This is a genomic window from Paenibacillus sp. VCA1 (assembly GCF_031583795.1).
Lineage (GTDB): Bacteria > Bacillota > Bacilli > Paenibacillales > Paenibacillaceae > Paenibacillus_AQ > Paenibacillus_AQ albilobatus.
Map to the genome: position 1 here is coordinate 66,530 of NZ_JAVLSX010000006.1, position 11,614 is coordinate 78,143.

An 11,614-nucleotide genomic window follows, 5' to 3' on the forward strand; every position below is an offset into this window, starting at 1 on the left:
CGTTTTCGTCTAGGTCGCGTCGTGAAAAATAATCCCCAAGCTGTACCTCGTTCCTTCCGTTACGGTTCCAACGCCGTGGCGCAGCGAAGCCCGGTAGCATCCCCTCGTTCCTTGAACGGGACGAAAGCTTGTCGGAAAAATGACGCCCGCTCCACGCTTGAGCCTGATGACATGCCCCCTGCTTTGCGCGCGCGGCCGCTGTTCAACGAGCAAAAATTCCCCGCCGGAATAATCTTCATCCCCCTCGTTTAAGACAAGGAGGACCTGGAACGGAAAAAATACTTCGCCGTACAAATCCTGATGGAGGCAATTGTACCCGCCGGCTTCATATTTCAAAATGAGGGGCGTGGGACGGCGTTGGCCGGCTGCATGACACTCATCCAGGAAATCCGAAAGCGTGCCGGGATACCTGGGCTCCTTGCCCAGCTGCTCGAGCCAGCGGTTAGCCGCAGCAGACAGCGGGACGTAGAACGCTTCACGAAGCTGCTGCAGCCGAGCGGGCAACGGAGATTGAAAATACTTGTACTCTCCGACCCCAAACCGGTATCTTTTCATGTCGATCGTTTTTCTGTAAAGCTCCTCCGCTTGGTAGGATTCGATAAAATCTCGGCATTCCTGCGGCGTAAGAATCGGTTGAAACGTGGCGAATCCTTGCCGGTCCAAATCGCGGTGGAGCGCGTCCCAGTCCAAAGCGGCGATCCGTTCCGAAACCTCGTTATGCATGATGGGCAGCCTCATGAACCCGGGAATCCGACACCTCTTTCTCGATGGACAACAGCCGCGACTTCATCTCCAGTCCGCCGCGGAAGCCGGTTAACGCTCCGTTTTTGCCGATGACGCGATGGCATGGGACCGACATGAGCACCGGATTGGCGCCAATCGCCGAACCCACGGCCCGAACCGCTGCCGGCTTGCCGATCGATTCCGCGATGTCCGAATAGGTGCGCGTCTCTCCATAGGGAATGGAGCGCAGCGCCTCCCAAACCGAGCGCTGGAACGGGGTGCCGACCAAGTCGCACGGAATCGTGAAGCGTATCAGCTTGCCGTCGATATAATCCATCAATTCGCCGAAATATGGCGACAGCGCCTCATCGTTCCTGATCAGCTTCGCCGGTCGCATCTGTTTACCCACCCATTCTTCCATTTCCTCAAACGGCTTGTTAGCCGAACCAACATAGCAAAGACCGCGGGATGTCGCTGCGAGATGCAGCTTCCAGCCTCCGTGTTCCAACACCGACCAATAAATAGGCCCTACAACGTCACTTTTCATCGAATGCGCCTCCTTGGGTCCATATCCCCGTTTCCATAATCCGTTTTCGATACTCGTAAGGGGTTATGCCGAATTTTCGTTTGAAGAGCGAGATAAAATAGGACGGATTCGGAAGTCCGACCCGGCTCCCGATCTCGGCTATGGAGATATTGGTTTGAGCGAGCAGCTCGCGCGCCTTATCCAGCCTGATGCCTTGCAAATAGGCCACCGGCGTTGCATTCATGATCTTTTTGAACGTCCGGTGCAAGTGGTACGGGCTCCCATGGAACATCTCTGCCAGCATATTCAGCGTCATCGCGCAATCGTAATGCCGCTCCATGTATCGGGCGATCGCGTCGACCCACTCGCGGTCCGGCAAACGTTCGCCCGTCGGCTTGCACCGCTTGCACGGTCGGAATTCCTCCCGGATGGCTTCTTCCGCGGTGCGGAAGATCCGGACGTTGGCCCGGTTGGGGACTTTTGACTTGCAGGAAGGTCTGCAAAAAATCCCCGTCGATTTGACAGCGTAAAAAAACACGAAGTCATATGATGCGTCGTTCCCGACGATCGCCTGCCACTTTTCCTCCGTTAGCGCCTCTTCTTTTGCCGTGTTCATATTCGTCACCCCTTCACCCAAAGTATACCCTCTTTTTCGTCCGGACGAAGGAATATCGGAATAGAAAAGCAAGATCGTGATATTAAAGAATCGTTTCGTTTTCCGGGCACGATTTGACCGGTTTTAGCAAAATTCGATCTCCGAAGCCTTCTTCACGGCGGCAAACTCGCGAAATTGCCGATTATGCCGGTCAATGATTTCTTGCGCTGTTTCCGCTCCCTGCCCCCATGTGCTGTGGGCGTCCTCCGCGACGGTGACCTCATATCCCAGCTCGGCTGCCCTCGTGCTTGTCGCATGAACGCAAAGGTCGGTTTGAAGCCCGGCGATCACCAGGCTGCGAATTCCTTTTTCCGTCAGGACCTGCTGCAGATCGGTTTCATGGAATGAATTCGGCGTGAACTTCTGGATGACGGCTTCTCCCTCTTGGGGCGCGATGGAAGGATGGATCTCCCAATCCGAAGTCCCCGGTTCAAGCTGTTCGCCCGGCCCTTCGTTATGCTGGACGTAGATGACGGGCACGCCGCAGCTTCGCGCTTTGTCCAGCAAACCTTGAAGCTTCAACAACAATGCATCACCGGCATAAACCGGGTCATTCTCCGGAAACATGCCCCTCTGTACGTCAATCACCAAAAACGCTTGCGAATTCATTCCTGTTTCCTCCTATGGGGTTCAATATTTTCGTGCTAAGGTTCTAGGTTTTATATTATTTTAACAAGAACATACGTTCCTTACAATATAAATCTACTGCGGAAAATTACGGGCAAGATTCGAATGCATATTTCCCCCTTCCATGGGGAAAATACCCATGAGGTGTTGAGCATGGGCGTTTTTCTGAATTTAAGGAAATTTTTGTTCACGCAGGGGAAAAGCTCGGAACAAGTGACCGCCAAACCCGAAAAAAACGAAAAACCTACCTTAAATCATATATTGGATCAGTTTAAGGACTGCATCGACTTTCAACGGCGCACGTATCCCGACTGCCATGTACATATCGTATATCTCCCGTTCCTCGTGGGCCCGGAGCCGTTAAAGCGGGATATCGTTGATCCCCTTTCCAACGCGACCGAGGACGAAGCGGCACAAATCTTTAAACGCTCCCAATATAAGCTGACGGGCGATGCCAAAGAATGCGTCAAAGGAATTTTGGACGGGCAAGCCGCCATATTTTTTCGGGACCTGACCTATCTCGTCGATATTTCCGAGCCTGTAGGCAGAACCATCTCTCAATCCGAAACGGAAACGGTCATCTCCGGTCCCCACGACGGCTTCGTGGAAAATTTGTCGCAGAATCTGGGCGTACTTCGGAAAAAAATTAAAAGCACGCATTTAAAAACCGTCAAGTTCGAGGTCGGGGAAATCGCCAAAACCGACGTGGTATTGGCATATATCGACCGGGTTGCGGACCAAAACATGGTGGAAGACTTGAAGAAACGGATTCAATCGATCGAATTCGACGCCATTATGGATTCGAATATGCTGGTTCAGCTGATCGATGAAAATCCGAACTCCGTTTTCCCGCAGTTCATGACGACGGAGCGCCCGGACGCCATCGCGTCCAAGCTGATCGGCGGCCGAATCGCCGGCTTTGTGGACGGAAGCCCGTCCGCATTTGTTTCTCCTACCAATTTTTTTGATTTTTTCTCTTCTCCCGACGATTATTATCAACGCTGGCTGCTTGGGTCTGCCTTGAGGGTCTTGCGATTCATCGGTTTTCTCATTACGATCAGCTTTACCGCGTTCTACGTTTCCGTGACCACTTATCACTATGAAATGATTCCGCATACGATGCTTCTAAACTTGACGGAGTCGCGGGCAAAGGTTCCTTTCCCGCCCCTTATCGAAGCGCTGCTCATGGAGACGACGATCGAGCTGCTCCGCGAAGCCGGAGCAAGGCTCCCGACGAAAGTCGGCCAAACGATCGGCATCGTCGGCGGTATCGTGATCGGACAGGCCGCGGTTCAGGCCGGGTTCACGAGCAACATTCTCATTATCTCGGTCGCCACGTCAGCCATCGCATCGTTCACCATCCCAAGCTATATCATGAGCGCGTCCATCCGCCTGATCCGGTTCGGACTGATCATCATGGCCGGCATATTGGGAAATTTGGGGCTGATGATGTGTATCGGTCTTGTGGTGATCCACCTGTCGGGAGTGACCAACCTGGGAACGTCCTATTTAACGCCGGTCGCTCCGATGAACTTTGCCGACTTCCTGGACACGTTCGTTCGCGGACCTTTTTGGGGCCTCAGGAAACGCCCTTCCATTTCGGATTCCGAAAACAAATCAACCAATAAAATGCGGAAATAAGGGTGAACAAAGTGAAAGAAAAATTAAACGTTTTCCACATCACCCTGCTCATTTACATGACGGAAATGAACATCACGCTGTTCAGCCTCCCCCGCTTGATCGCCGAAAATATCGGCACGAACGGATGGATCGGTTATTTGGCGTTAGCCGTCATCGCTTCATTTAATATATTTTTGTATTGGATCGTATACCGAATGGGAAGGGGCGCTTCGGTCTTTCAAATCATGGAGCTCGCGCTGCCCAAGGCGATCATGTATCCGGTCTATTGGGCGTTGGCCATCTTTTGGATTTTCACGGCTTCCTTCTTGGGAAAAAACTTTTTTCTTATTTTCCAGATGCTGTCGTTCCAGACGACTAACCCGATGTTTATTTTCCTGCTCTTCTGTCTGATGGTCTTCGCCCTCTTGATCAAGGATATTTACGGCATCGGCAAAGCGGCGACGGTTTTTTTCTTCATGACGTTTTGGACGGTCGGCCTCACCGTGTATCAGTTCCATGATTGGCAGATCGTCCGGTTTACGCCGCACCTGTTTCAGGCTGCATCCCAAGGCCATTCGTTTCGCAACTGGATGGAAGTGTACACCACCTATATGGGTTACGAACTCAGCATGTTTCTATTTCCCCATGTCACTAAAAAGAGCAAGTTGTTTCTCGGCGTGTTCATCGGGCACTGGGTGATTACCATTTCTCAGTTAATCGTTATACTGACTGCATTCGGCTTTTTCAGCTTTCATCAAATCGAGTCGCTGTTATATCCCGTCATCGATTTGCTGGATTTCATCGAAATGCCGTTCATCAACCGGATCGAAAACCTCGTGTTCTCGATGTTCGTGTTCGCCAATTTAATCGTTACGGTCATGTTCTGTTACGCCGCCCTGTCCGCGATCAAACAAACTTGCCCGAAAGTAAAGCCGAACCGGCTCGAGTTCGTGGTCGTGACCATGTTGTTTTTTATCGGTTACATCCCTAAACATCTGAGGCAATCGGAAGTGCTGTTAAGGAAAGTGCTGTACACTGAAGCTTATATTGCTTTCATCATACCGGTGGTGCTGATCCTTGTGCTGCAATATCTCAAACTGAAAGGAAAGGTGCCGAACAATGAAAGTTAAGCTCGTCTGCCTTGTCCTTATCGTTGTGCTGACCGGTTGCACGGACGAGCATATTTTGGAGAAATCCGGTTTCATCCGAACGATTGCCTATGACAAGGAATCCGGAGAGCAAGGAAATTTAATGCGGGTCACGATCAGCATTCCGAAATCGAACCACCAGGATGCCATCGTATATTCCGTCAGAGCCAAGTCCGACAAAGACGCGAAATCGCATTTTGACCGACAAAACAACCGGAAGTTGGTCACCGGACAGCTTAGGCAGGTGTTATTCGGGGAAAAATTGGCCCGGGAAGGGATTTGGAAGCACCTCGATTCCTTGCGCAGGGACCCCATGATCGGTTCCAGGATGCATGTCATTATCGCGGAAGAGGATCCTTACCACATTTTGCTCCGCAATGACTACCCGCAAGGACCGACGGCGGGCGAATACATCGATACGCTCATCCAAGCGGAAGCCAAGGCCGGCGATATCCCCGATTCCAGCCTATATACTTTTTCAAGGGATTATTATGACGAAGGAATCGATCCGGTGACCACCATCATCAAGGAACAAAAGGAAAGCTTGATCATCGACGGCATCGCCCTTTTTAAAGACGACAAATACGTCGGGAAGGTGGAGCCGAGCGACCGGATGTTTTTTGGACTTCTTCACCATAACATTGGTGCCGGCGATTTGTATTTGAATTTAAAAGAAGATCACGATGACAGCGAGCAAGCTTCCCTGCAATTTCTAAGAAGCCGCCGTAAGATACATGTCGTCTCTGCATCCAACCTGTTACAGGGAAAAAGATTGAAAGTAGACATGGACATTAAGGTCGAAGGTTCGCTGCTGGAGTATATCGGGGACCTGGATATGAAAAAGCAAGCGGAGCAGCACAAGCTGGAAGAAGAAATTCGGAAAGCCATCCAGGCAAAATGCCGTTCTTTGATCCGCATGCTGCAGGAAAAACAAACTGATCCATTCGGGATCGGGCAATATGTGCGCAATTCGCTTCCCGTAGGCGTATGGCATCGACTGGATTGGAGGAAAGTGTACGCGGACGCGGATATTTCAGTCCGTGTCCATGTCCGGATCAAGGATTACGGAAAGCTGCAGCATTAGGAAGATACATTTTTGTCAAATGCCCTTTGTTACAAAAAAGCAGAGCCGAGGCTCTGCTTTTGAAGATTTACGAAAGTATAAGTTTCGAAACGGTTAACACGGCCCAAGTTGTTGAAACGTTTATGCGGCCGTCGTTTTTTCGGCTTTCCTAAACCGGACGTTCACGAGCAGGATGCTGGCCAAGATCAGAAGCAGCCCAAAAACCAAGTTCAGCGACACATGCTCATTCAGGAATAATACGCTTGCGGCAATGGATACCAACGGAATAAGAAAGGTATAGGAGCCGACCTTGCTTGCCTCGCCCTCATGAATAAGTTTGAAGTAAACGAACCAACCGAAGGCGATAACGAAGACGGCGATGAATACCGTATCCGCGATAAACGGAATATTCCATGTGATATCCGACCAGCTTTCCATCTCCGTTCCCCCTGCAAGCAGGAGAATGCCGCCGATCGTGACCTGCATCGCCGTCAGCCACAGCGAATCGACGCGGTGTCCGATTTTTTTGACGTAGACCGTGCCCAGCGCCCAGGTGAGCGCCGTAACGAGCGCAAGCAAGATGCCAACCGGGGCAATGTTTCCGCTCATCCCGCCGATGCTCATCGTGGCTACGCCGACGAAGCCGATGATCAACCCGATCATTTTTTGGCGCGTCATCCGTTCTCCCAGCCACCACCAAGAAAAAAGGCCGAGCAACACCGGCTGCAAAAACACGATGGCCGAAAACAGCCCCGACGGCGTGTACTGCAGCCCGATCGTTTGAACGCCGTAATAAAGCACGATGCTGAGCAGTGCGGATAATAAGTATACATGCCAGTTTCGGCGAAATTGCAGCTGCTTGTACTTGGGCAGAGCTACAATCACCAGCAGCAGTCCGCCGATCAGCGCGCGAAGCCCCGCAAACAACACCGGCGGCGTATATTGAAGTGCGAATTTGGACAATGGCCAATTGATCCCCCAGACCAAAATGAGAAACGTCAGAAGAAATATGGTTTTGTTATGCCGTCGCATTCTTTTTTTCACTCCCTGTAAAAACATAAGGCATGGAGTGAATTATACTCCTATATGTCTGATACGTCATGGTTTTTTTCTGAAAGCGCTCTTTTCATAGGTTTCAAGTTGCCCGGCCGGCAATTTATGACAGCTTCGTTCCGCTCAACAAAGAAACCGCCAATTCGCGATCTCCGTCCTTTCCGCGGGCATTCGGATTAGGCGAAAAATGCTTCATATGTTGGTGCAGCAGCGTTGCATGTTGAAATACTTCGGGTTCGGCGACGTCCACCGCCCATATCCGGATCGCTTCATTTCCGATCTCCGCAATCCGGAAGCCCGGTTGATCGAGGCAGGCCGACACCTGGACGAAGGACCAATTATCCCGTTGAACGATCGAATCCATATGCGTATGGCCGTTGAAGTAGATCCCGATTCCTTTTTTGCGGTTCAGGATGCTCCACATGTCAATGCCTGGATGGATCGAGCCTTTTTCCCGCTCCGAGCCTGCGGTAGTCCGGTAAACCGGATGATGACCGAACACGAGCAGCGGTTTTTCCCCGGATGCGGCGACCATGTTTTCCAGCCACTCCAGTTGTTCGAATTCGAGCCATCCTCCCCAATCCTCATAATCCATCTCTTTTGCCGTATCGAGAAACACCAGCATGGCTTCTTCCGTATCCAGCGCGTGGTATCGCTTCTGCTCCGTCATTTTCAGCACGTCCGCCCTCGATTGACCGTAAAGGTCATGGTTGCCTAGAACATGGATAAACGTTTTGCCCTGACGGGCCAGGATCGCATATACCTCCTCCAGCTCCGACGTAAGTCCGTAGTTGGTAAGGTCTCCAAGCGAAATGTACAAATCCGCGTCCTGATTTAAAAACTCGTCCAGCACATGCTGGTAGAATGCGTTTCGGGCTTCCGCCAGCCCACGAACCGACCGGTCGATCTCGTGATAATGCAAGTCCCCAAGCAATGCCAATCTCATTTTGCCCGCTCCTCCCGCTTATCGATAATGTTTCTCCTGTTTTCCATCATAATAGCAAAGTATTATTTGTCCGTTAAACACATGAGCTTTTTTTGTAAAAGGAACCGTCCTTCGGTCAACCTGTCATTAAATCGTAATTGTTACGTATAAATAAATCGTAAAATGTTTTCGCATACCAAGCCATGGAACCGTCATAATCATATATTCAAAGGAAGGTGGACACCGCATGCACACACCCGTCATCCTGTTAAGCGGTTTTCTCGGAAGCGGCAAAACGACGCTGCTGCTGTCCCTCATAGAAGAAAGCAAACGAAGGGGGCTTCGCCCGGGGATTTTGATGAATGAGCTGGGGAAACGCGACGTGGACGGTCATATTCTGGAGGAGCATTCTGACGTGCAGGTGCAGAAGCTGCTGGACGGATGCGTATGCTGCAGCCGCAAAAGCGAGCTTCCCGACAGCCTGTTGCTTCTGTTGAAGCAGCGGCCTGACGCCATCTATATCGAGCTTACCGGCGTCGCCGATCCGGACGAAATTCAATCGGCTTTGCTGGAGCCGGCATTCAAGGATCGACTGAGACTGCATCATACCATAACGCTCGTGGACGCCGAAAACGCCCTGGAATTTGCGAGCCGGTTTTCTGCGGACAAACAGCTCGTGCGCACGCTGCGCAAACAGCTGGAAACGGCCGACCTCATCGCGGTCAATAAAAGCGATCTCGTATCTTCCGACACGCTGTCCAAAATCGAAAAAATGGCGCGAAAGCATAACGAAGCCGCCGCAATCCTGTTTACCACGTTCAGCAAAATCGACTTCCCGGATCTTTTTCGGCGAATCGCGCCCCCGGAACCGATGCCGTCCATTTCCGCCGAATCGCATCCGGGAACCAAGGCGATCCGTACTGATCATCCGGTTCAACCCGTTCATGACCACGCGAAGCATGCATCGACACAAAGCAACGGCTCGTTTTCAAACGTCAGCACCGTCACGTTAACCTTCCCTCCAAAGGAACATTTCCGTCCCCTGTCCAAAGAACGGCTGGAATCGTTTTTTCAAGGCTGGGGCGACACTTTGATGAGGGCCAAGGGCCATGTCGCTCTGGACTTGGACGGTCCAATCCGGCTCGTTCAATACGCGGGAGGCCGCACCGCATGGGAAGAATCCCGATATCCCGGTTCCCCCTATCTGGTATGCATCGGCATGAACCTGGACGGAACGCTGCTCAAAGAAAAATGGAACGCATTATTCCAATAAACGGCAGGAAGGAGCAGTTTTTTCAATGAATGCACTCTCTTCGCTAAAAATCATCCCCATGCTTCTTCCCGCCGCCCTGCTCCTGATTCTGGCCGTCATGTGGCTGCCGGAGTACCAAGCTCTGCTGGACAACGATTCCGTGCAAGCGTTCAAAACGAGCTTCATCGGCATATTGCTGGAAGCACTGCCGTTTATTTTGGCCGGGGCGTTGTTATCTTCCCTGCTTCAAGTTTTCGTTCCCGACCACATCATTTCCCGCTGGATTCCGAAAAAGCCGATCCCGGGGATTTTGTTCGCCTGCGTGCTCGGCATCGTTTTTCCGGTTTGCGAATGCGGAATGATTCCGCTGGTGCGGCGACTGATTCAAAAGGGCATGCCGGTGTATGTCGCGATCGTGTTTATCCTGTCGGGACCGATTCTGAACCCGGTCGTATACGGAGCGACCTTCATGGCGTTCCGCAGCCACCCTGAATTGGCTTACGCCCGAATGGGACTGGCCTTTGCGACAGCCTTTCTGATCGGGCTGATCGTCTTTTTCACCGTAAAAAAATCACCCATGCGCTGGTCGATACAGCGCGAAATGGGTGATACGGCGCATTCCCACACGGTCCTAGGCGGCAAATTGGCGTCGATTTTCGTGCATACGTCGGAAGAGTTTTTCGAAATGGGCAAATACCTTCTGATCGGCTGTTTGCTGACGGCGGCCATCCAAACCTTTATGGTCAGGGACAGCCTTGTCGCCATCGGCGCCCAGCCGCTTGGTTCTTATCTGTTTATGATGGGACTTGCCTTTGCGCTTTCCCTCTGCTCCACGTCGGACGCTTTCGTGGCCTCCACCTTTTTGCATGCGTTCCCGGCCGGATCGCTTGTGGCATTCATGGTGTTCGGCCCGATGCTGGACTTCAAAAATGCCATGATGCTGATGGCGCTTTTCAAAACCAAATTTGCGCTGTATTTGTTTTTTCTTATTTTCGCCGTCGTATTTGCCGGCTCCGTTGTAATTACGGCGTGGCTTTAGTTCAAGCCGGAGGACGATCGACGACCGGGAGGTAGCAAGATGAACGATTCGAAAAGCATTCGGCTGCATTACCTGTTTCGGGCGGCGGTTCTGCTGGCGTTCGCCTGTTATATTTGGCGCTTGGCGGACCAGGATGCCCTGGCGTTTTACGTCGCTCCGGCGCTTGCTCGCTGGATTAAGCTCTGTCCGGTTCCGCTCGGGCTGATGGCCCTAAGCTTGATCCTCCAAGCGGTTCTGGGCAAAAGCGCCATGCTTTGCAATTGCGACCACAAGCTGCCCGCATCGCGCCTTAAAAGCACCGCGCTGTATGGGCTGTTCGCATTCCCCCTCTTGCTCGGATTCACGCTGCCGGACCGGGCGCTCGGGACCGCCGCAGCCGCCAAAAAAGGAATGTCCTTTTCGTATTCCGCCGTCGAGCCCGAAAAAGCCGTTCGGTTCGAAACAAATGATCCTTACGCCAAAGAATTTACGGATCTGGCCAAAATTTTGTACGCTCAGCCCGTCATCCCGGTGTATCCCGCCATTTTTTCCGAAACGTTCGGCGCGATCGACATGTATAAAAAGGAATTCGAAGGGAAGCAAATCGCCGTATCGGGTTTTGTGTACCGCGATCAGGCAGGGGCCGAGACGGAACCGTTTGCCGTGAGCCGTTTTCTAGTCCAGTGCTGCACGGCGGATGCCACCCCTTTCGGCATTTTGGTCGACCCGGTTCGGCCGCAAAATCTACCCGTGGATACGTGGGTCAAAGTTCAGGGGAAACTCCATGTCATCTCGCACGAAGGAAAAGAAGTGATTCAGATCGAAGCTTCCTCCATCTCACCGATCGAGCAGCCGGACACCCCTTACATTTACACCAGCGCCGATTCCGTGGAAGCCTGGCATGAACTTCAAAAAGGAGCCAAACCAAGCAAATGACCCGAAAGCGGCATAAAAAAAACCCGCAAAGCGGGGCCTTGGCATCATAGCCGATTCAGGCACTTTGC

Annotated in this window: 12 protein-coding genes; 6 read left to right on the forward strand and 6 right to left on the reverse strand. The window is 52.0% G+C overall.

Features of this window, described 5'->3' with window-relative positions:
• Window positions 1–9: 9 nt before the first annotated feature.
• The 4 genes from RJP21_RS14855 to RJP21_RS14870 form a co-directional block, all read right to left on the reverse strand.
• Window positions 10–723 carry a 2OG-Fe(II) oxygenase gene (locus RJP21_RS14855; protein WP_310859949.1) on the reverse strand — a complete coding sequence of 238 codons (714 nt, stop codon included), beginning with the start codon at window positions 721–723 and terminating at the stop codon, window positions 10–12.
• Window positions 716–1,270, reverse strand: a complete 555-nt coding sequence (locus tag RJP21_RS14860) for a methylated-DNA--[protein]-cysteine S-methyltransferase (protein WP_310859950.1) — start codon at window positions 1,268–1,270, stop codon at window positions 716–718. The genes RJP21_RS14855 and RJP21_RS14860 overlap by 8 nt, the downstream gene beginning before the upstream one ends.
• Window positions 1,260–1,865, reverse strand: coding sequence for a bifunctional transcriptional activator/DNA repair enzyme AdaA (locus RJP21_RS14865; RefSeq protein ID WP_310859951.1), 606 nt, complete (start codon window positions 1,863–1,865; stop codon window positions 1,260–1,262). Before RJP21_RS14865 ends, RJP21_RS14860 begins: the two co-directional genes overlap by 11 nt.
• Before the next feature lie 123 nt (window positions 1,866–1,988).
• Entirely contained in the window at window positions 1,989–2,513 is a 525-nt protein-coding gene (locus RJP21_RS14870) for a cysteine hydrolase family protein (protein ID WP_310859952.1), read from the reverse strand.
• 171 nt (window positions 2,514–2,684) lie between these two features.
• Between RJP21_RS14870 and RJP21_RS14875 the strand changes: the two genes are divergently transcribed.
• The 3 genes from RJP21_RS14875 to RJP21_RS14885 are packed head-to-tail and all read left to right on the forward strand — an operon-like array spanning window position 2,685 to window position 6,383.
• Window positions 2,685–4,172: a spore germination protein gene (locus RJP21_RS14875; RefSeq protein WP_310859953.1), complete on the forward strand. Its 1,488-nt coding sequence runs from the start codon at window positions 2,685–2,687 to the stop codon at window positions 4,170–4,172.
• Window positions 4,173–4,183: 11 nt separating this feature from the next.
• Window positions 4,184–5,281, forward strand: coding sequence for a GerAB/ArcD/ProY family transporter (locus RJP21_RS14880; RefSeq protein WP_310859954.1), 1,098 nt, complete (start codon window positions 4,184–4,186; stop codon window positions 5,279–5,281).
• A complete protein-coding gene (locus RJP21_RS14885; protein WP_310859955.1) occupies window positions 5,271–6,383 on the forward strand; it encodes a Ger(x)C family spore germination protein in 1,113 nt (370 codons plus the stop codon). Before RJP21_RS14880 ends, RJP21_RS14885 begins: the two co-directional genes overlap by 11 nt.
• A gap of 120 nt (window positions 6,384–6,503) precedes the next feature.
• Here RJP21_RS14885 and RJP21_RS14890 read toward each other — a convergent pair whose 3' ends face one another.
• Window positions 6,504–7,394, reverse strand: a complete 891-nt coding sequence (locus tag RJP21_RS14890; protein ID WP_310859956.1) for a DMT family transporter — start codon at window positions 7,392–7,394, stop codon at window positions 6,504–6,506.
• Window positions 7,395–7,518: 124 nt separating this feature from the next.
• Window positions 7,519–8,361, reverse strand: coding sequence for a metallophosphoesterase family protein (locus tag RJP21_RS14895; RefSeq protein ID WP_310859957.1), 843 nt, complete (start codon window positions 8,359–8,361; stop codon window positions 7,519–7,521).
• A 226-nt stretch (window positions 8,362–8,587) separates the two neighbouring features.
• On the opposite strand from RJP21_RS14895, the gene RJP21_RS14900 reads away from it, so the two are divergent.
• The 3 genes from RJP21_RS14900 to RJP21_RS14910 are packed head-to-tail and all read left to right on the forward strand — an operon-like array spanning window position 8,588 to window position 11,546.
• A complete protein-coding gene (locus tag RJP21_RS14900; protein ID WP_310859958.1) occupies window positions 8,588–9,613 on the forward strand; it encodes a CobW family GTP-binding protein in 1,026 nt (341 codons plus the stop codon).
• Window positions 9,614–9,638: 25 nt separating this feature from the next.
• Window positions 9,639–10,631, forward strand: a complete 993-nt coding sequence (locus RJP21_RS14905) for a permease (protein WP_310859959.1) — start codon at window positions 9,639–9,641, stop codon at window positions 10,629–10,631.
• Window positions 10,632–10,670: 39 nt separating this feature from the next.
• Window positions 10,671–11,546, forward strand: a complete 876-nt coding sequence (locus RJP21_RS14910) for a TIGR03943 family putative permease subunit (RefSeq protein ID WP_310859960.1) — start codon at window positions 10,671–10,673, stop codon at window positions 11,544–11,546.
• Window positions 11,547–11,614 lie beyond the last annotated feature (68 nt).